Annotated in this window: 22 protein-coding genes; 21 read left to right on the forward strand and 1 reads right to left on the reverse strand. The window is 49.0% G+C overall.

Annotation, left to right across the window (positions count from 1 at the left end; all coding sequences use genetic code 11):
• Window positions 1–22 precede the first annotated feature (22 nt).
• From AR688_RS20165 to AR688_RS07650, 3 genes are read left to right on the forward strand one after another with little or no spacing between them, the layout of a single operon-like run.
• Complete coding sequence (locus AR688_RS20165) at window positions 23–421, forward strand: hypothetical protein (RefSeq protein ID WP_156420249.1); 399 nt, start codon at window positions 23–25, stop codon at window positions 419–421.
• A gap of 51 nt (window positions 422–472) precedes the next feature.
• Window positions 473–1426, forward strand: coding sequence for a 23S rRNA pseudouridine(955/2504/2580) synthase RluC (gene rluC / locus AR688_RS07645; RefSeq protein WP_068231573.1), 954 nt, complete (start codon window positions 473–475; stop codon window positions 1424–1426).
• A 4-nt stretch (window positions 1427–1430) separates the two neighbouring features.
• Window positions 1431–2090 (forward strand): HAD-IA family hydrolase, encoded by a 660-nt coding sequence (locus AR688_RS07650; protein ID WP_068231575.1) that lies wholly within the window; start codon window positions 1431–1433, stop codon window positions 2088–2090.
• 204 nt (window positions 2091–2294) lie between these two features.
• On the opposite strand, the gene AR688_RS07655 is transcribed toward AR688_RS07650, so the two are convergent.
• Window positions 2295–2894 (reverse strand): Maf family protein, encoded by a 600-nt coding sequence (locus AR688_RS07655; protein WP_068231578.1) that lies wholly within the window; start codon window positions 2892–2894, stop codon window positions 2295–2297.
• Window positions 2895–3023: 129 nt separating this feature from the next.
• Between AR688_RS07655 and yceD the strand changes: the two genes are divergently transcribed.
• The 18 genes from yceD to acnD all read left to right on the forward strand — a co-directional run bounded on the left by yceD (window position 3024) and on the right by acnD (window position 19865).
• Window positions 3024–3551, forward strand: a complete 528-nt coding sequence (gene yceD, locus AR688_RS07660; protein WP_068232080.1) for a 23S rRNA accumulation protein YceD — start codon at window positions 3024–3026, stop codon at window positions 3549–3551.
• Window positions 3552–3567: 16 nt separating this feature from the next.
• A complete protein-coding gene (gene rpmF, locus AR688_RS07665; RefSeq protein WP_008223049.1) occupies window positions 3568–3732 on the forward strand; it encodes a 50S ribosomal protein L32 in 165 nt (54 codons plus the stop codon).
• Between the two features lie 6 nt (window positions 3733–3738).
• Window positions 3739–4779, forward strand: coding sequence for a phosphate acyltransferase PlsX (gene plsX, locus AR688_RS07670; protein ID WP_197412163.1), 1041 nt, complete (start codon window positions 3739–3741; stop codon window positions 4777–4779).
• A gap of 6 nt (window positions 4780–4785) precedes the next feature.
• On the forward strand, window positions 4786–5745 hold the full coding sequence (locus AR688_RS07675) for a beta-ketoacyl-ACP synthase III (RefSeq protein ID WP_068231581.1): 960 nt from the start codon (window positions 4786–4788) through the stop codon (window positions 5743–5745).
• A gap of 36 nt (window positions 5746–5781) precedes the next feature.
• The gene (fabD, locus tag AR688_RS07680; RefSeq protein WP_082694709.1) at window positions 5782–6717 is read left to right on the forward strand and encodes an ACP S-malonyltransferase; all 936 of its coding nucleotides are present in this window, start codon (window positions 5782–5784) and stop codon (window positions 6715–6717) included.
• A gap of 9 nt (window positions 6718–6726) precedes the next feature.
• The gene (fabG, locus tag AR688_RS07685) at window positions 6727–7473 is read left to right on the forward strand and encodes a 3-oxoacyl-ACP reductase FabG (RefSeq protein WP_082694710.1); all 747 of its coding nucleotides are present in this window, start codon (window positions 6727–6729) and stop codon (window positions 7471–7473) included.
• 136 nt (window positions 7474–7609) lie between these two features.
• Window positions 7610–7846: an acyl carrier protein gene (acpP, locus tag AR688_RS07690; RefSeq protein ID WP_068231583.1), complete on the forward strand. Its 237-nt coding sequence runs from the start codon at window positions 7610–7612 to the stop codon at window positions 7844–7846.
• An 80-nt stretch (window positions 7847–7926) separates the two neighbouring features.
• The gene (gene fabF, locus AR688_RS07695) at window positions 7927–9165 is read left to right on the forward strand and encodes a beta-ketoacyl-ACP synthase II (RefSeq protein WP_068232090.1); all 1239 of its coding nucleotides are present in this window, start codon (window positions 7927–7929) and stop codon (window positions 9163–9165) included.
• 119 nt (window positions 9166–9284) lie between these two features.
• Window positions 9285–10043 carry an aminodeoxychorismate lyase gene (gene pabC, locus AR688_RS07700; protein WP_068231586.1) on the forward strand — a complete coding sequence of 253 codons (759 nt, stop codon included), beginning with the start codon at window positions 9285–9287 and terminating at the stop codon, window positions 10041–10043.
• Window positions 10037–11050, forward strand: coding sequence for an endolytic transglycosylase MltG (gene mltG, locus AR688_RS07705; protein ID WP_068231589.1), 1014 nt, complete (start codon window positions 10037–10039; stop codon window positions 11048–11050). Before pabC ends, mltG begins: the two co-directional genes overlap by 7 nt.
• Complete coding sequence (gene tmk / locus AR688_RS07710; protein WP_068231591.1) at window positions 11047–11676, forward strand: dTMP kinase; 630 nt, start codon at window positions 11047–11049, stop codon at window positions 11674–11676. Before mltG ends, tmk begins: the two co-directional genes overlap by 4 nt.
• Window positions 11677–12570: a DNA polymerase III subunit delta' gene (gene holB / locus AR688_RS07715; RefSeq protein ID WP_068231594.1), complete on the forward strand. Its 894-nt coding sequence runs from the start codon at window positions 11677–11679 to the stop codon at window positions 12568–12570.
• Window positions 12571–12581: 11 nt separating this feature from the next.
• Window positions 12582–12908 carry a PilZ domain-containing protein gene (locus tag AR688_RS07720; RefSeq protein WP_068231597.1) on the forward strand — a complete coding sequence of 109 codons (327 nt, stop codon included), beginning with the start codon at window positions 12582–12584 and terminating at the stop codon, window positions 12906–12908.
• 15 nt (window positions 12909–12923) lie between these two features.
• Window positions 12924–13706 carry a TatD family hydrolase gene (locus AR688_RS07725; RefSeq protein WP_068231599.1) on the forward strand — a complete coding sequence of 261 codons (783 nt, stop codon included), beginning with the start codon at window positions 12924–12926 and terminating at the stop codon, window positions 13704–13706.
• A gap of 527 nt (window positions 13707–14233) precedes the next feature.
• Complete coding sequence (locus tag AR688_RS07730) at window positions 14234–14911, forward strand: GntR family transcriptional regulator (RefSeq protein WP_068231600.1); 678 nt, start codon at window positions 14234–14236, stop codon at window positions 14909–14911.
• A gap of 1 nt (window position 14912) precedes the next feature.
• Window positions 14913–15797, forward strand: a complete 885-nt coding sequence (gene prpB, locus AR688_RS07735) for a methylisocitrate lyase (protein WP_068231601.1) — start codon at window positions 14913–14915, stop codon at window positions 15795–15797.
• A 52-nt stretch (window positions 15798–15849) separates the two neighbouring features.
• Entirely contained in the window at window positions 15850–16977 is a 1128-nt protein-coding gene (gene prpC / locus AR688_RS07740; protein ID WP_068231602.1) for a bifunctional 2-methylcitrate synthase/citrate synthase, read from the forward strand.
• Between the two features lie 299 nt (window positions 16978–17276).
• Entirely contained in the window at window positions 17277–19865 is a 2589-nt protein-coding gene (gene acnD / locus AR688_RS07745) for a Fe/S-dependent 2-methylisocitrate dehydratase AcnD (RefSeq protein WP_068231605.1), read from the forward strand.
• Window positions 19866–20138: the final 273 nt, after the last annotated feature.

The raw sequence follows: 20138 nt of genomic DNA on the forward strand, positions 1-20138 counted from the left end.
ACGCAGCCCAACGGGCACCTGCGTGTTCAGACGTTATCAAACACTAATGGGTGCAGTCTCACGACTGGAATGTCTGAAGAAACCAAATTGTCACTGCGTGGGCTTTTGTGATGGCTTCGCAGTTTATGCTGTTTTCGTTTTTGGATCTGAAACACACCGCCTTGTGGCGCTGCGTTATAGCAATATCTTTTATGCTCTGGTTGACCGGAACTCATGTTTTGCCGCTATTGATAACAGATTACGCAACATTATCTCAGGCAAATGGCGTTTGGTTTACGCCGGGGGTATAAAAAACGTTGGTTTTCACCACGATTTCGGTATGATCACTCCCCCAAGCGCTGCCGCACAAATTCTCTTACGTCACTTTGAGCGCCCTAATTGCCAGTTTTTGGCAGAATTAGCGGGGGGATTATCCCACTAATGCGCAGCCGATAGCAACTGAAATCTAATATTAGCAGAGTATTCAAAACCCATGAGCGATGAAATCAAGTTACCTGTGCAATTAATTGAAATAGAACCTGATTTTATTGGTCAGCGCATAGACAATTTTTTACTGGCACGGCTAAAAGGCGTACCAAAAAGTGTTATTTATCGGGTTTTGCGAAAAGGAGAGGTGCGAGTGAACAAAAAACGCATCAAACCTGAATATAAACTGCAGCAGGATGATGTGGTGCGTATACCACCATTAACCGTTGCCGCTGAAGGCGAACCGGTGTCGGTAAAATTGTCGATGGTGAAAAACCTCGAACAGCATATTTTATTTGAAGACAACGACCTGATTGTACTTAATAAACCATCTGGCATGGCGGTGCATGGTGGCAGTGGGTTGCAGTTTGGTGTGATTGAAGCACTGCGGGCACTGCGACCACTGGCGAAACATCTGGAGCTGGTACACCGGCTTGACCGCGATACTTCAGGTTGTTTGCTGATTGCAAAAAAGCGCTCGGTGCTGACCCATCTGCACGAACAGCTGCGCAATAAAACCGTAGAAAAAAAATACTGGGCACTGGTCGCTGGCGACTGGGACAACAAGGTTCGTAAAGTTACCGAGCCACTGAAAAAGAATACGCTGCAATCTGGTGAACGGGTAGTGCGGGTAGATGAAGCTGAAGGTAAACCTTCAGAAACGCGGTTTCGTATTTTACAACGTTATCAGCAGGGCACTTTGGTAGAAGCTTTTCCGGTAACCGGCCGTACGCACCAAATTCGCGTGCATACCGCTTGTAAAGGCCACCCGATCGCTTGTGATGATAAATACGGTGACAACACCTTTACCTCACAGATGCAACAGGTTGGCTTAAACCGCTTGTTTTTACATGCTAAAACCCTGAGTTTTATCCATCCGATGACCGAAACAACCATGCGGGTAGAAGCGCCGCTGGACCCCAGCCTGGAACAGGCGCTGGCAAAACTGACGAGAAAATAATTCAATGCAAAATGCTGTAACAGACAAAGTATCTCTGGTGGTGTTCGATTGGGATGGCACCGTAATGGATTCTATCGGCCGTATCGTGTCGTCAATGCAGGCTGCTGCAAGGCATTCAGATTTAGTAGTACCCAGTGATTTTGCCGTTAAACAAATTATCGGTCTAAGCCTGGACCCGGCCTTAGATGTGTTATTTCCCGGCGTAACGGCTGATAAACGTCTGCAGTTATTTACGCATTACCGTGACCATTATGTGATTCACGACACTACACCAACGCCGTTGTTTGATGGTGTAGAACAGGTGTTGCAACAGTTAAAGGCACAAAATGTGCTGTTAGCCGTGGCTACCGGTAAAGCGCGTAAAGGCTTACAGCGTATGTTCGATGAAACCGGGTTGGCAAAATATTTTGATACCAGCCGCTGTGCTGATGAAGCTCAATCGAAGCCGCATCCGGATATGCTGCAGCAAATTTTGCTGGAACTGAATATAAAAGCTGAGCATGCTATCATGGTGGGTGATACCAGCCATGATATGAAAATGGCTCAGGCGATAGCAATGCCGCGAATTGGTGTAACCCATGGCGTGCATGGCCGCGATGTACTAAGCCAGTTTGCGCCCAAAGCCATTATCGATACGATACCGGAACTACTGCATGTATTGTAAAACCAGATAATGCCGGGTGAGTTCGGCTTGCTCTAAGGCAACCGTTGCAGGCCAGGATGCTGACAAATCCGCAGGGAGCGGATTTGAACAGCTCTGCTGGTCCGTAGGATAAACTTCAAGGATGAAGTTTATAATCGAGCCCCCATGGATGGGTTCACGGCGTGTTGCTGTGGGCAAACCGAACTCACCTTTACACCGAACTTGTCAGCTAAGCAGCACATTAACGCCTTCATTTAACAGCATCCGGTTTAGCCGGATTAGCGGCAGGCCAATCAGGCTATTGGGGTCATCACCGCTGAGTTTGCTAAACAGGCTAATGCCCAGGCCTTCGCTTTTAAAGCTGCCGGCACAGTCCAGTGGCTGCTCTTTGTCGATATAAGCGATAATTTCTGCATCGGTTAAAGTGCGAAAGCTAACGTTAAACGGTTCAACAATAATCTGTACATTGCCGGTTTGTGCATTAACCAGTGCCAGCCCGGTAAGAAAAGTGACGCAGTTGCCGCTAAAACGGCGTAATTGTGTACGCGCGTTTGCTGCGGTGTGGGGTTTGCCGATAATATCATGATTAAAAACCGCCACCTGATCAGAGCCAATAACCAAACCTGTGCTTAAACCTGCGGCTACAGCCTGTGCCTTGGCAACGGCTAAACGACGCACCAATTGTTCTGCACTCTCGTTTGCTAACGGCGTTTCGTCAACGTCCGGTTTAGCGGTGTGAAACTGTGGCGTTAACTTCGCCAACAACTGGCGGCGATAGGTTGAGGTAGAAGCCAGATACAGCGCTGGCAAAGTGGGCTCAGTCATTGATAAATAGCCTTTTTATGCAGAATGTGCGGCACTATAATCAGAATGATAAAAATGCGCGAGAAAAACCATAAATATCTGCCAGATCCCTTTGACAGCAATGGGGCGCTTCTATATGATGCGCGCCTTATGCAAAAAGTAAAAATACCCGTTACTATAGATCCGGTTAAAGCAGCGCAAAAGCGCTCTGATTACGAAGGCTTCGTGCCACTAGTAAATTTAACCCGGTTAACACAAAGCTTGCTTAATCCGCAGGGCGAGGTAACGGTACGAGTTGAATGCGGTACTGACCAGCAAGGCCTGACTGTAATACAGGGTGGCGCTTCTTGCGAAGTGAGTGTAACCTGCGAACGTTGTGGTGAAGCCATGATGGTGTCGCTGGACTGCAATTTTGCATACACTCCGGTTAAGCCGGGTGATGACAGTGCTTTGGAGTTAATTCCTGAGCGTTACGACGTGATCGAGAAAGACGAACACGGCGAAATAAATTTACGACAGTTAGTGGAAGATGAGTTGATTCTGGCTCTGCCACTGTTCCCGATGCACGACGAAGCGGTTTGCGCCGTTAGTGCGGCATCGATGAGCTTTGGCGATATAGGTCCGGAACCGGAAAAACCCAATCCTTTTGCTGTACTGGCAGAATTAAAGAAAAAGTGAGTTTAGGAGAAATACCATGGCTGTTCAGCAAAACAAAAAATCACGTGCACGTCGCGATATGCGTCGCTCACACGATGCATTAACTGGCCCAACGCTGTCAGTTGATTCTACTACCGGTGAAACGCATCGTCGTCACCACATTACTGCCGATGGTTACTACAAAGGCCGTAAAGTAAAATAAGTCTGGGTGCACCTGGTGCAGCCAACTAAGCTGACACTTGCATTAGACATGATGGGGGGCGATCACGGCCCCCATTCTACCATTCCTGCCGCGCTGGCAGCGATTTGTGAGTTCCCGGAACTAAATCTCGTTTTATGTGGTGATGAAGCCATGCTCACTGAGCAACTAAAGTTGCACGGTGTATTTCCTCATCCTCAGCTTCATATCCGTCACAGTACTCAAATCGTTTCCATGGCTGATAAGCCTTCCGTTGCGCTACGCTCAAAACGCGACTCGTCTATGCGGGTGGCGCTTGATTTGGTTGATAAAGGTGAGGTTCAGGCCTGTGTCAGTGCCGGTAATACCGGCGCATTAATTGCTATGGCGCATTTTGTGCTGAAAATGCTCAACGGTGTAGACCGCCCGGCATTGATCAGTGCATTGCCTGCAGTTGAGGGGCACCCTATTTATATGCTGGATTTAGGCGCTACAGTAAACTGTGATGCCGATACCTTATTTCAGTTTGCCGTAATGGGCGCGGTGATGGCTGAAGAAGTGATCGGTATCAGCCAGCCTAAAGTTGCGTTACTGAATATGGGCGAAGAAGAAATTAAAGGTTCAGATCAGATAAAGCGCGCGTCTATGCTGTTGTCTGACTGTAACGATATTAATTACATCGGCTATATCGAAGGTAATGATATTTTTACCGGCAAAGCGGATGTTATTGTCTGTGACGGTTTTGTCGGTAATGTCGCGCTTAAAACCTGTGAAGGCGTAGCTAAACTTATTTTGCGCCGCTTCGAGTCCAGCATTAAAGACAGGGTAACTGCGCAATTATTCGGCTGGTTAATCAAACCTTTTATAAAAAACCTTTATCAGGGCGTGAACCCCGACCACTATAATGGTGCAAGTCTGATAGGATTGCGCGGAATTGTAGTGAAAAGTCATGGAAATGCGACTAAAGATGCATTTCTCAGTGCCATCCGGCAAGCGGTGCGTGAGGTTGAACGCCAGGTGCCCGCAAAAATTAAAGACCGGTTGGAACACGTATTAATTGATAAAGCGTAGGTCCTCATGTATTCACGCATTATAGGTACCGGGAGCTATTTCCCGTCGCAGGTTCGCAGTAACGCTGATCTGGAATCAATGGTAGAAACTACCGACGAATGGATTATTGAACGCACCGGGATCAGAGAGCGCCGTATTATCGGTGACAACGAAACCGTGGCAACGATGGGCGCCCAGGCGGCATTAAAAGCCATCGAAGCGGCCGATATTGATAAAAACAGCATAGATATGATCATCTGTGCTACCACTAGCGCATCACGCGCCTTACCCAGTTCTGCTTGTGAAATTCAGCGCGAGCTGGAAATTCCTGCTATTCCTGCCTTTGATATCGCCGCCGCCTGTGCTGGCTTCTGCTATGGCCTGAGCGTAGCAGATCAGTACATTAAAAGCGGTATTGCCAAACGCATTCTGGTGATTGGCTCAGATTGTTTATCGCGTTTAATATCACCGGAAGACAGAAGCATGGTGATCCTGTTCGGTGATGCCGCTGGTGCGGTGATACTGGAAGCGTCAGAGCAACCGGGTATTTTATCTACCCATATTCATGCTGATGGCAAATATTCAGAACTGCTGTATGTCGATAACCCTATTCGCGGTGATGAGCAATCGGTGCACCAGTCCTGGGGTTCAATGAAAGGCAACGACGTATTTAAAGTTGCGGTGACCAAACTCTCTGAAGTCGTAGAACAAACACTGGCTGCAAATAATCTGGATAAATCGCAGATTGACTGGCTGGTGCCGCATCAGGCTAACCTGCGTATTATTTCGGCCGTAGCGCGTAAACTTGATATGTCGATGGAGCAGGTTGTTATTAACCTTGATCGTTACGGCAATACCTCAGCAGCTACTGTACCGACCGCATTGGATGAAGCCATCCGTGACGGTCGTATTCAGCGGGGGCAAACCTTATTACTGGAAGCTTTTGGTGGCGGTTTCGCCTGGGCTTCGGCGCTGGTGCGTTACTAAACTACAGCAGTATAATTATTTTTTGCAGGACTGAACATGACAACAAAACTTGCAATCGTATTTCCGGGGCAGGGCTCGCAAAGTGTTGGTATGCTGAGCGAATTGCATCAGCAATATGATGTGGTAAAAAACACCTTTGCTGAAGCATCTGCGGCACTGGGTTATGACTTATGGGCGTTGGTAGCCAATGGCCCGGAAGCCGATCTGAACGAAACACACCGTACTCAACCAGCCTTGTTAACCGCCTCGGTTGCGGTATGGCGTTTATGGCAGCAGCAAGGTGGTGCGCAACCTGCTTATTTTGCCGGTCACTCTCTGGGTGAATACTCCGCCCTGGTCTGTGCTGGTGTACTATCTTTGGCCGATGCGGTAAAGCTGGTAGAAAAACGCGGTAATTATATGCAGCTGGCGGTGCCGGCCGGTGTTGGCGCTATGTCAGCCATTATCGGTTTGGACGATGCCGCTATTGCCACCGCGTGCGAGCAAGCGGCACAAGGCGAAGTCGTGTCACCGGTTAATTATAATTCTCCCGGCCAGGTGGTTATTGCAGGCCATAAAGCTGCCGTTGAGCGGGCAGGTGAGCTGTGTAAAGCAGCCGGTGCCAAGCGCGCGTTACCTTTACCGGTAAGCGTGCCATCTCACTGCGCTTTAATGCGCCCGGCAGCAGAAAAATTAGCCACAGATTTAACGGCACTTAATTTTAACGATGCTGTCATACCGGTGGTGAATAATGTCGATGTTGCTATTGCTGCCAACGCCACCGCAGTAAAAGACGCTTTGGTACGGCAGTTACACAGCCCGGTGCGCTGGACCGAAACCATCGAATGGCTTGCTGCGCAAGGTGTTACTGATGTGTTGGAACTGGGTGCAGGTAAAGTATTAAGCGGCCTGATTAAACGTATTGACAAGAATTTGGCTGTAGCTTCGGTTGGCGATATCGCCTCACTACAGGCCGCGCTGGCTGCAGAATAAGGATTGAGCATGACAAGTTTTATTTCACTGGAAGGTAAAGTGGCATTGGTTACCGGCGCCAGCCGTGGTATTGGCCGCGCTATTGCCGAGCAATTAGCGGCATTGGGTGCCAAAGTTGTCGGCACAGCTACCTCTGAAAAAGGTGCTGCAGATATCAGTGGTTATTTAGGTGACAAAGGCTGCGGACTGGTGTTAAATGTGGCCGACACCACATCAATTGAACAATGTTTAGAACAAATTAAAAACCAGTTTGGAGATATTGATATTCTGGTTAATAATGCCGGCATTACACGCGATAACTTGCTGATGCGCATGAAAGATGAAGAGTGGTTTGACATTATGCAAACCAACCTGACATCGGTGTACCGCTTAAGTAAAGCCGTTATGCGCACTATGATGAAAAAACGCTTTGGTCGTATTATCAGCATAGGGTCGGTAGTGGGCTCTATGGGTAACGCAGGCCAGACAAATTATGCAGCAGCGAAAGCCGGTGTGTTAGGTTTTACTAAATCACTGGCACGCGAAGTAGCATCACGCGGTATTACTGTTAATGCTATTGCGCCGGGTTTTATTGATACTGATATGACCAAAGAGCTGTCGGATGAACAAAAACAAGCTATTTTTGCTCAGGTACCGGCTAATCGTTTAGGCCAGCCGGACGAAATTGCTGCCACCGTAGCATTTTTGGCATCAAATCAGGCTGCCTACATTACCGGTGAAACAATTCACGTTAACGGCGGTATGTATATGGTGTAAGCCGGGGTTTAAAAGCAGGTTTGACCAGCGTAAAATGCTAGTCGCATCACTTGCAACCCAATAAGCTTACGCATAAACTAGCGCCACACAAAATTGCACGAACTGTTGCGATTTATATGAGAAAAAGGAAGAAAAGATGAGCAACATCGAAGAACGCGTTAAGAAAATCATTATTGAACAGCTGGGCGTTAAAGAAGACGAAGTGAAACACGAAGCTTCTTTTGTTGACGATCTGGGCGCAGACTCACTGGATACTGTTGAGCTGGTTATGGCGCTGGAAGAAGAGTTCGATACTGAGATTCCAGACGAAGAAGCTGAGAAAATCACGACTGTTCAGTCTGCTATTGATTACATCAAAGCACACGCTGAGTAAGTTATCAGCTTACAGAACGGGTAGCTAAGCTACCCGTTTTCGTTTTAAGATCGATGAAAATTTCCATGGCGGAGGGTTTTGTGGCAAAACGTCGTGTGGTTGTTACCGGTTTAGGCATGCTTACGCCGCTGGGTAATGATGTTGCCTCAAGCTGGCAAGGCTTACAGCAAGGTAAAAGTGGCATATCGCTGATCGAGCATTTCGACACCAGTGCTTACACCACCAAATTTGCTGGTTTGGTAAAAAACTTTGATGTAGAACCGTTTTTTTCAGCTAAAGATGCGAAAAAAATGGATCTGTTTATTCAGTATGGTGTGGCTGCCGGTATTCAGGCATTTCGTGACTCCGGCATCGAAATTACTGAGCACAATGCGCCGCGTATTGGGGCGGCAATTGGCTCAGGTATTGGTGGTTTGGGTTTAATTGAAGAAAACCACACTAAACTGATTAATAGTGGCCCTAAACGGTTATCGCCGTTTTTTGTGCCATCTACCATTATTAATATGATTGCTGGTCAGCTATCCATTTTACTTGGGTTGCAAGGGCCGAATATCAGTATTGTTACTGCCTGTACTACAGGTGTACACAACATTGGCCATGCGGCACGGATGATAGTGTACGGTGATGCGGATGTAATGATAGCCGGTGGTGCTGAAAAAGCCTCTACGCCTTTGGGCATGGGTGGTTTTGGTGCTGCAAGGGCATTATCTACCCGTAATGAGGCACCAGAGCAAGCCAGCCGCCCCTGGGACAAAGGCCGTGATGGTTTTGTGCTGGGTGATGGTGCCGGTGTTATGGTGTTGGAAGAATATGAACACGCCAAGGCGCGTGGCGCTAAAATCTATGCTGAGCTGGTAGGTTTTGGTATGAGCGGTGACGCTTACCATATGACTTCGCCACCAGAGAACGGTGCCGGTGCAGCCTTAGCGATGAAAAATGCGCTAAAAGATGCACAGGTAAGCTCAGAGCAGGTTGCCTACATTAATGCGCATGGTACCTCAACACCAGCCGGTGATATTGCTGAAACCAGAGCAATTAAATCGGTATTTACTAATAATCTGGATAAACTGATGGTTAGCTCATCCAAGTCGATGATTGGCCATCTATTGGGTGCTGCTGGTTCGGTAGAATCTATTATTACCGTGCTGTCGCTGCAGGATCAACTGGTTACACCGACCATTAATCTGGATAACCCGGATGATGGTTGTGATCTGGATTATGTGCCTCACGAAGCACGCCAGGTATCAATGGAATATGCCTTGTGTAATTCGTTCGGTTTTGGTGGAACTAACGGCTCTATACTGTTTAAACGTGTATAATCTGCTGTTTTAACACACATAATCTGCCGTGTTAATGATGAAGGCTGCCATAGTGCAGCCTTTGTTTTATCTGCATTTTAAGGCATACTGCCGCTAGTTTGACTTTTCCGGTAGCGGCCATGCAAACCCTTATCAGTGCCAGAGATCGCAGTTTTAATTATGGCGATGGTATTTTTACTACTATGCAGGTACGCGGTGGCAGTATACAGCTGTGGCCTTTGCATTTGCAGCGCTTGCAGCGTTCTGCAGCACAGTTGGGGTTTGGCGCAATTGACTGGCAAAGTGTACAGCAACAAGCGCAAGCCGCAATAACAGCACCAGAGCAGGTCATTAAGATATTGATTTCGCGTGGTGAAGGTGGCCGCGGTTATGCTACAGCAGAGGTCGCAGCACCAGGCATTTATATTTCTGTTAGCGCCATGCCGGATTACCGCCTTGCACAACAGCAAGGCATCAGTTTAGGCATGGCGACATTAAAGCTGGCAGTACAGCCGCTGTTGGCCGGGCTTAAGCATAATAACCGGCTGGAACAGGTGTTGCTAAAGCAAGAGCTGGCAAGCATGGATGTGGATGATGTCCTGGTGCTGGATCAGCAGGGTTTTATTACTGAAGTCAGTGCCGCCAATGTGTTTTTACATCGCAACGGCGTCTGGCATACACCAGAGCTGCGGCGTGCCGGAGTGGCAGGCGTGATGCGCCAGCATATTTTGCAGCAGGCAGATATCGCCCTGATTAACTGGAGTATTACTGAACTTGCGTCGGTTGACGCTATTTTCATTTGTAATGCTTTAATGGGTATAGTGCCGGTACGCAGTATAGAAGGCAGAGCTTTATCTGTCAGTAAGGTACAACAGTTTTCAAAGCAGGTACTATGTTAAAAACACTAAAAATTATTCTGCTGTTGGGTGCATTGCTGGGGCTGGGTTATTACTTTGGTGTACGTTATGTGCAGCAAATTTCGCTTAACTTACCTGACGGTATTCACACTGTGGCCCCCGGCAGCTCAGCCGCCAGACTATGCCGGCAATGGCAGCAACAGGCGCTGCTAAGTGATAGCCAATGCCTGATGCTGCGGCTTTACCTGAAATTACATCCTGAAGAGGCCGGCGTGCAGCAAGGTGTGTACCGCGTATCTGCAGAGCAGACTTTATTACTACAGGTGCTGGCGTTGTTTCGCAGTGGCAAAGAAGCGCAATTTGCCATAACGCTGATTGAAGGTGAAACCCTGCAACAAAGCCTGGACCGGATAAATAAAGCCGAGTATTTACTGCAGGATGTTACAACAGCAGAGCAGGTAACGCAGACGATGGTATGGCCACAAGAGTGGGGCGAGCAACCGCAGAGCAGTGAAGCGTTATTGTACCCGGATACTTACTATTACACCGCAAACAGTAAGGCCAGTGCATTAGTTAAACGCGCGCAGCGCTCTTTGCTGGCCGAACTGGACAAAGCCTGGCAGCAGCGCCACCCTGACTTACCATTACAAAACCCATATCAACTGCTGATCCTGGCTTCTATTATTGAGAAAGAGAGCAGCTATCCACCGGAGAAAACCCTGGTCGCGTCGGTGTTTGTTAACAGGTTACGCAAAAATATGCGTTTGCAAACCGATCCTACCGTTATTTACGGGCTGGAAGATTTTAATGGCAATATCACCCGGGCAGATTTAAATAATCCGCATCCGTATAATACTTACCGTCATCATGGCCTGCCTCCCGGGCCAATCAGCCTGGTGAGCCGCGCTGCTATGTTGGCAGCAGCACAGCCTGCTGAAACAGAGCTGTATTACTTTGTCAGCAAAGGCGATGGTACACATCAATTTTCATCAACCCTAGAGCAGCATAATGCCGCCGTTCAAAAATATATTCTGGGATCGACGCCATGACGGCAACAGCTAAATTTATTGTGGTAGAAGGCCTGGAAGGTGCTGGTAAAAGTACCGCGATCAGCCATATCCAACGTTATTTGCAGCAATTGGGCAAAGAAGTGATCTGCACCCGTGAGCCGGGCGGTACACCGTTGGCTGAAAGTTTACGCAGCCTGGTAAAACAGGTGCAAACTACAGAAACCGTGGCACCACAAACTGAGCTTCTGCTAATGTATGCCGCGCGGATGCAATTGGTCTCTAACGTTATTAAGCCGGCTTTAGCGCAGGGAAAGTGGGTATTAGCTGATCGGCATGATATGTCATCGCGCGCTTATCAGGGCGGTGGCCGTCAGTTAGATGAGCAATTTATTAATCAGTTACGCCAGGCGGTACTGGGCGATTTACGACCGGATTTAACCCTGTATCTGGATATTGATCCGGCCATCGGGTTGGAGCGTGCCCGCCAGCGCGGCGAGCTGGATCGTATAGAGCAGGAACAATTGGCGTTTTTCCAGCGCACCCGGCAGAAGTACCTGCAAATTGCTGCCAGTGAAGCTAATATTGTTGTCATTGACGCCAGCCAGCCAGTAGCCAGCGTGCAGCAGCAACTTACCACTGCGCTTGATAACGCTTTGGGGCAGTAAATGCAGCCCTGGCTTATACCTTATCAGCAACAGTTAACCACCTTATTGCAGAATAATCAGCTGGCACACGGCTTGTTAATATCGGGCCCGGCAGGTATTGGTAAAAGTGTACTGGCAAATTGGCTGGCGGCATCATTGTTGTGTACAGAGCAGTCAAAACCCTGTGGCCAGTGTAAAAGTTGCTTACTGCGTCTGGCAGGCAGCCATTCAGATCTGCTGATTATTGACAGTTCAGGCAGTAGTATTGGTATAGACAGCGTGCGCCAGCTCAGCCAGTTTATGTATGGCCGGGCGCAGCAGCAACTGAATAAAGTTGTACTGTTGGCCGATGCAGAGAAATTAACTGAGGCAGCGGCTAATGCGCTGCTAAAAACACTGGAAGAGCCGCCGCAAAACAGTTTTTTGTTATTACAAAGCCGGGCCAGCAATACCTTAGCGGCAACCTTGCTAAGCCGCTGCCAGCACTGGACATTAGCTGCCGAATTTGGCGCCGATACACAACAATGGCTTGCCCAGCACAGTAACAGAGCCGTGCCCGAATTTTTACTGACATATTGTGCCGGTGGGCCGTTAAAAGCGCTGAGTATGCTTGAATCCGGCGAAGCAGATCAGCTACAACTCACGTTGCATAGCCTGAGCCAGTTTCTGACAGATAAACTGACACTGCAGGATATAGTTAAACAGCTCGATAGCGTCAGCGAATTACGTCAGTTATTGGGCTGGTTTTTAACCCGGCAGCTGCTACCGGCTATGGCAGGGCAGGAGCCGCACCGGTTATTAGCCATTCATCAGCTGTACAGCCGTTGGTGTCGTGACGAAATGCAAATTTTAGGGCAGAATAAAGCACTTGCGCTAAGTGCATTTCTTGCTGAATTAAAACGGTTGCACGGCTAGCCGGAGGACATATGGAAGAGCTGTCGTTAGGATTCACCGATGTTAAAGAGCTGTACCGCAGTTATATGCCATTTCTGAAAAACGGCGGGCTTTTTGTGCGCACTTCCCGCCAGTACAAAATGGGCCAGTCACTGGCGTTAAATGTTACCCTGCCTGATGCGCTGGAAACCATTGTCGTGTCTGGTAAGGTTGCCTGGATAACGCCGCATGGCTCGCAAAGCTCCAGCCCGGCAGGTATTGGTGTTGGCTTTATCGATGATAAAGCGCAATTGGGCACCCGGATTGAAAAACTATTAGGTGGCCTGCAAAACTCTGCTGAAGCCACTTATACTATTTAACAGGTAATCAGCGTTGTGTTTGTAGATTCTCATTGTCATTTAGACCGGCTAGAGCTGGAAAAACTGGGTCTTAACTTAGATCAGGTGATTACTGCCGCTCAGGCTAAACAGGTGCAGCATATGTTATGCGTTTGCGTCAGTCTGGCCGAATTTGAGCAAATGTCAGCGCTGGTAGCTGAGTATCCAATGGTGTCGGTATCCTGTGGTGAGCACCCTTTACACCAGCATGATCAGGTTGATGCCGCATTATTACTGCAAAAATGTAACCTGGAACACGTGGTTGCAGTAGGCGAAACCGGGCTGGATTATTTTTATTCACCAGACTCTAAACTAAGCCAGCAAGCGGCTTTTGTAAGCCATATACAGGTGGCGAACAAGGTAAATAAGCCGCTTATCATTCACACACGTGACGCGCGCCAAGATACCTTAGCCTTAATGCGCAGCCATAATGCAGAGCAGGCCGGTGGTGTATTGCATTGTTTCACTGAAAACTGGGAAATGGCCAAAGCCGCGTTGGACATGGGATTTTATATCTCTATTTCCGGCATTATGACCTTTCGCAATGCTGATGAACTACGCGATGTGGTAAAAAAGCTACCACTGGACCGGTTATTAATAGAAACCGACTCGCCTTATCTGGCGCCAGTGCCGTTTCGCGGTAAAACCAACCAACCTGCTTATGTTACTGCCGTAGCCGAAGCTATTGCGCATTTGAAGGACGTTAGCCTGGAGCAACTGGCACAGGTCACTACAGAGAACTTTTATAACCTGTTCAAATTGGTAAAAAAAGTCGCTTAATTTCAACAGTCTGATAAAAGAAGCCCGGAACCAATCCGCATTGTTCCGGGCTTAGGGGAATGGCTCATAGGGAATGAGCCGTGCGCTATCGTTACAACTGCTAATGTTCACAAGGTAAGTTCCAGTTTAGTTAATACACAAATTTTTGCTTGTTAGTACATTTGAAACAAAGGTACTGATAGCTATCCTTTTTTATGCATTTATGCCCAGCTTATACGAAAGTTATCCCCAGCTTATGCAGTGAAACAGGCAAGATGACTGTGTTGCCCCTGATTTCGGTGCAATATTAGTCGCGACTATTTTTAGTACATCATTGTATTAACATTGGTTACTTTATAAGTAAAAAGTCTAAAAAATTATTTTCAGCTGTATTTCAAAGCCAGGTGACCGGTTATCTTACATTCTGTAAACTGATAAAGACAAAATTTCGACTGATTGTCGACAATGTGGTTGTCTTCAGGCTTGACTTAGCGGTTTAAAGCCGTTAAAACAGTCTTAATTTATTTTTATGTCGACAATTAAGCTTTATGCAGCATCCATCCTTACGTTCTCCTATTACTGCCGCCGATCGGGTTTTGCTGGAAATTCAGCGTGCTATTGTTGAAGGCGAGATAGCGCCAGGCAGTAAAATCAGTGAGCCGGAGCTGGCAAAACGCTTTGATTTGAGCCGCGCGCCGCTGCGTGAGGCTTTAGCACGGTTAGAGCGCTGCCACTTAATAGAACGTATCCCTAATGCCGGTGCCCGAGTAGTGAAATTGTCGACACAAGGGCTGTTGTCTTTGTATCAACTGCGCGAAACCTTAGAAGGCTTAGCCTGCCGGCTGGCAGCTGAACATATGGCCGACAGCGAAATAGCTGAGCTGCGCGCTTTGCTTGATCAACATCTGAACACCCAGCGGGTACGCGAAGGCGAAAGCTATTATCAGGAAGCCGGCGATCTGGACTTTCATTACCGTGTCATCCTGGGCAGTAAAAATGCTTATTTGATTAATATTCTCTGCGACGAGCTGTACTATCTGGTACGGATGTACCGCGTGCAATTGGGCATGAACGGGCCTCGGGTATCACGGGCATTTGACGAACATAAAGCTATTCTTAATGCCATTGCCAACCGCGATGGTGAACTGGCCGATTTATTGATGCGCCGCCATATAGCAGCATCCCGGCGCAATATTGAAAAACAACTGGAACAAACGGGGACTTAACATGAGCACAGTTACTGCCGGACAAAAATTCCGCGCCGCGATTAAGGCGAACCAACCGCTGCAAATCGTCGGTACTATTAATGCTTATACGGCAATGATGGCAGAGCGCACCGGCCATCAGGCGCTATACCTGTCTGGCGCGGGTGTGGCGAATGCCTCTTTTGGCTTGCCGGATTTGGGTATGACGTCATTAAACGATGTTTGTGAAGATATCCGCCGCATTACTGCCGCTACCAGCTTGCCATTATTGGTTGATGCCGATACCGGTTGGGGCGGGGCTTTTAATATTGCCCGCACGGTAAAAGAGATGACCCGCGCCGGTGCAGCCGGTTTTCATATTGAAGATCAGGTGGCGCAAAAGCGCTGTGGCCACCGGCCAAATAAAGAGATTGTATCTTTAGATGAAATGGTCGACCGCGTAAAAGCCAGTGTGGATGCGCGCAGCGATGAGAGCTTTTTTATTATGGCGCGTACCGATGCGTTGGCTCAGCAGGGGCTGGACGCGGCCATTGAGCGCGCCCTGGCCTGTGAAGCCGCCGGGGCCGATGCCATTTTTGCTGAAGCGGTGTACACACTGGAACAATATCAGGCTTTTACCAAAGCATTAAAAGTGCCGGTACTGGCCAATATTACTGAATTTGGTCAAACGCCGCTGTTCAATAAAGCCGAGCTGGATGCTGTAGGGGTAGCGATGGTGCTGTATCCGCTCAGTGCGTTTCGGGCGATGAACAAGGCTGCGTTGAATGTGTACCAGTCTATATTAGTCAATGGCGATCAAAAGGCCGTGGTCGACAGCATGCAAACCCGCGCCGAGCTGTACGACTTTTTAAACTACCATAGCTTTGAGCAAAAACTGGATCAGCTGTTTAGCAGCAAGAAATCTTAATTGTTAGTTTTGAATTTTGAGTTTTTAATTTAAAGACAACGGGGAGAACACCATGTCAACAGGTAAAGTACTTTCAGGCGCGGGTCTGCGCGGTCAGGTGGCCGGTAAAACGGCACTGTCGACTGTCGGTAAAAGCGGCTCTGGCTTAACCTACCGTGGTTATGATGTAAAAGATTTAGCCGCCAGCTGCAGCTTTGAAGAAGTAGCGCACTTAATTTTAAAAGGTGAGTTGCCAACAGTAGCAGAGCTCAATGCCTACAAAGCCAAACTGAAAAGCCTGCGGGCACTGCCACAGGCATTAAAAGATGTGCTGGAGCGTATTCCGGCCAGCGCCCACCCGATGGATGTCATGCGTACCGGTTGCTCTATGCTGGGTAACCTGGAAACTGAAGCCAGTTTTGCCCAACAACAAGATGCCAGCGATCGGATGTTAGCGATTTTCCCAGGCCTGGTGAACTACTGGTACAACTACAGCCACCATGGTAAGCGCGTTGAGGTAGAAACCGACGCCGATTCTGTTGCAGAGCAATTCTTGTGGACCTTACACGGCAAAAAACCAAGCGCGCTGCATGTTGAAGTGATGCAAGCCTCGCTGATTTTATACGCCGAGCATGAGTTTAATGCGTCTACCTTTACCGCCCGCGTTTGTGCTTCAACCTTAAGCGACATGCATTCCTGTGTTACCGGCGCTATAGGTTCACTGCGCGGCCCGTTGCACGGTGGTGCTAACGAAGCGGCGATGGAGCTGATTGAAAAAATGGCCAACCCGGATGATGCCGAGCAAAAACTGCTGGGCATGCTGGAGCGCAAAGAAAAAATTATGGGCTTTGGCCATGCGGTGTACTCCGATTCCGATCCTCGTAATGCAGTAATTAAAGCCTGGTCAGAAAAGTTAGCCAAGGCCAATGGCGATACGCGCTTATATGATGTGTCTGAGCGTTGTGAAGCTGTAATGTGGCGTGAGAAAAAGCTGTTTTGTAATGCCGACTTCTTCCATGCCTCGGCCTACAACTATATGGGTATTCCGACTAAGCTGTTTACACCAATTTTTGTTTGCAGCCGTTTAACCGGCTGGGCCGCGCATGTGATGGAGCAGCGCGCAGATAACCGTATTATCCGGCCAAGTGCTGATTATGTTGGTGTAGAGCCGCGTAGCGTAAAGCCGATAGCGCAACGGTAAGTGAAGTTGCAACTGTGATCGGTTGCAACACCCGCCATGCTCGCCACAGCAACTCGTCCTTATGCCTACGGCAGGACTCAGACACTCTGTGGCTGCGCTAGCGGGGTTCCAACCTCACATTGCAGAATGCATCAGCAACAAGTGATAAAGCCAAATCGGCTTGATCTAAACCAACCGTTGAAGCCCCGGACGGGCTGAGACGAGCCCCCAGGGATGGGTTTACGGCGTGTTGGTGTGGTCAAGCCGGTTTGTGCGTTACACCACAGTCTGGTCATAACCAAGACAAACAGGTAAACACTATGAACAGCCAATACCGTAAAAAACTGCCCGGCACAGCGCTGGATTACTTCGACACCCGGGCCGCTGTCGATGCGATAGAACCGGGCGCTTATGCCAAACTGCCTTATACCTCGCGCGTGCATGCCGAAAACTTAGTGCGCCGCTGCGACCCGGCCATGCTTACTGATGCCTTAAAGCAGCTGATTTACCGCAAACGTGATTTAGACTTTCCGTGGTTCCCGGCCCGGGTAGTGTGCCACGATATTTTAGGCCAAACCGCACTGGTCGACTTAGCCGGTCTGCGTGATGCCATCGCCGAAAAAGGCGGCGACCCGGCCAAAGTAAACCCGGTAGTGCCCACCCAGTTAATCGTGGATCACTCCTTAGCAGTAGAGCATGGCGGCTTTGAAAAAGATGCCTTTGCAAAAAACCGTGCCATAGAAGACAGACGCAATGACGATCGTTTTCACTTTATCAATTGGACCAAAAAAGCCTTTAAAAATGTCGATGTTATACCGCCTGGCAACGGCATTATGCACCAGATTAATTTAGAGCGGATGTCGCCGGTGGTACACGCCTTAAACGGCGTTGCTTTCCCTGATACCTTAGTGGGTACCGACAGCCATACGCCGCATGTCGATGCGCTGGGCGTTATCGCTATTGGCGTAGGTGGCCTGGAAGCGGAAAGCGTAATGTTAGGCCGTGCCAGCTGGATGCGCCTGCCGGATATTATCGGCGTAGAGCTAACTGGCAAAGCTCAGCCTGGCATAATGGCTACCGACATAGTGCTGGCGCTGACGGAGTTTTTACGCAAAGAAAAAGTGGTGTCGGCCTATTTAGAGTTTTATGGCGAAGGCGCCAGCAGCTTAAGCCTGGGCGACAGGGCCACTATCTCTAATATGACGCCGGAATACGGTGCCACAGCGGCGATGTTTAGCATTGACCAGCAAACGCTGGACTATTTAACCTTAACCGGCCGCGAGCCAGAGCAGGTTAAGCTGGTTGAAACCTACGCCAAAGAAGCCGGTTTGTGGAGCGACAGCTTAATAACTGCCGAGTACGAGCGGGTGCTGAAGTTTGATTTATCCGGCGTTGGCCGCACTATGGCCGGGCCATCTAACCCGCATGCACGGTTGTCGACCAGTGACTTAACTGCCAAAGGCATTGCCGGTAAATACGTATTGGAAGAGGGTAAAATGCCCGACGGCGCGGTGATCATTGCCGCTATTACCAGTTGCACCAATACCTCTAATCCGCGCAATGTTATTGCTGCTGGCTTATTAGCCCGCAACGCCAATAAGTTGGGGTTAACACGTAAGCCCTGGGTTAAAACCTCACTGGCGCCAGGTTCCAAAGCCGTACAACTTTACTTAGAAGAAGGCCATTTGCTTAGCGAGTTGGAGCAACTGGGTTTTGGTATTGTCGGCTTTGCCTGTACTACCTGCAACGGCATGAGTGGTGCACTGGATCCGGTTATTCAAAAAGAAGTAATAGAACGCGACTTATACGCTACGGCAGTGCTATCCGGTAACCGTAACTTTGACGGCCGTATTCACCCGTATGCCAAGCAAGCGTTTTTGGCATCTCCTGCATTGGTAGTTGCTTATGCTATTGCCGGTACTATCCGTTTTGATATCGAAAAAGATGTATTAGGCTATGATGCCGCCGGCAATGCTATCACCTTAAAAGACATTTGGCCGGACGATGCAGAAATCGATGCAGTAGTTGCCAAAAGCGTAAAACCGGAGCAGTTCCGTAAAGTGTACGAGCCAATGTTTGCCGTAGAAGTAGATTACGGCGACAAAGTATCGCCACTTTATGACTGGCGACCACAAAGCACTTATATCCGACGCCCGCCTTATTGGGAAGGCGTACTGGCCGGCGAGCGCAGCTTAACCGGTATGCGGCCACTGGCGCTGTTGCCGGATAACATTACTACCGACCATTTATCACCGTCGAACGCCATTATGCTAGACAGCGCCGCCGGCGAATACCTGCACAAGATGGGCCTGCCGGAGGAAGATTTTAACTCTTACGCGACCCATCGCGGCGATCACTTAACCGCGCAGCGCGCTACTTTTGCCAACCCCAAGCTGATTAATGAAATGGCTGTGGTTGATGGCAAGGTAAAACAAGGCTCGCTGGCACGGCTGGAGCCGGAAGGCAAAGTGACCCGCATGTGGGAAGCGATAGAAACTTATATGCAGCGCAAGCAGCCGTTAATTATTATTGCAGGTGCCGATTACGGCCAGGGCTCGTCACGAGACTGGGCGGCAAAAGGTGTGCGGCTGGCCGGGGTGGAAGCCATAGCAGCGGAAGGCTTTGAGCGTATTCACCGTACTAACCTGGTGGGCATGGGGGTACTGCCGCTGGAGTTTATGCCGGGCACTAACCGCAAAACGCTGCAGCTGGATGGCACTGAAACCTACGATGTAACAGGTGAGCGTACGCCACGCAGCACATTAACGCTGGTTATTCACCGCACGAACGGCGAAAAGCTGGAGGTGCCGGTAAGATGCCGGTTGGATACAGCCGAAGAGTTGTCGATTTATGAAGCCGGCGGCGTGCTGCAGCGCTTTGCGCAGGATTTTTTGCAGGGCGCGGTTTAACTGTAACGGATAGCCAGAGTCCTTTTGGGGCTTCGGTTGCAACTCCCCGAAAAGCTCGCCACAGCAACTCTCTCGCTGCTGGCTCGCTCGTTCAGACACTCTGTGTCGACTTTTCGGGGATTCCAACCTTCGCTTTCACGTTCAGCTGATATCGACCAGAAAGAGCGGAAATCTAGTAGGGATTTATACTCCGAATTTGATGAGGGAGAGCCGATGTCTCTTTATGTCATCACAGAGTGTTTGAAGGAGTGCTGCTGGCACGACTGAGTTGCT

This window comes from Rheinheimera sp. EpRS3 (genome assembly GCF_001513785.1).
In the GTDB taxonomy this organism is placed as follows: Bacteria; Pseudomonadota; Gammaproteobacteria; order Enterobacterales; family Alteromonadaceae; genus Alishewanella.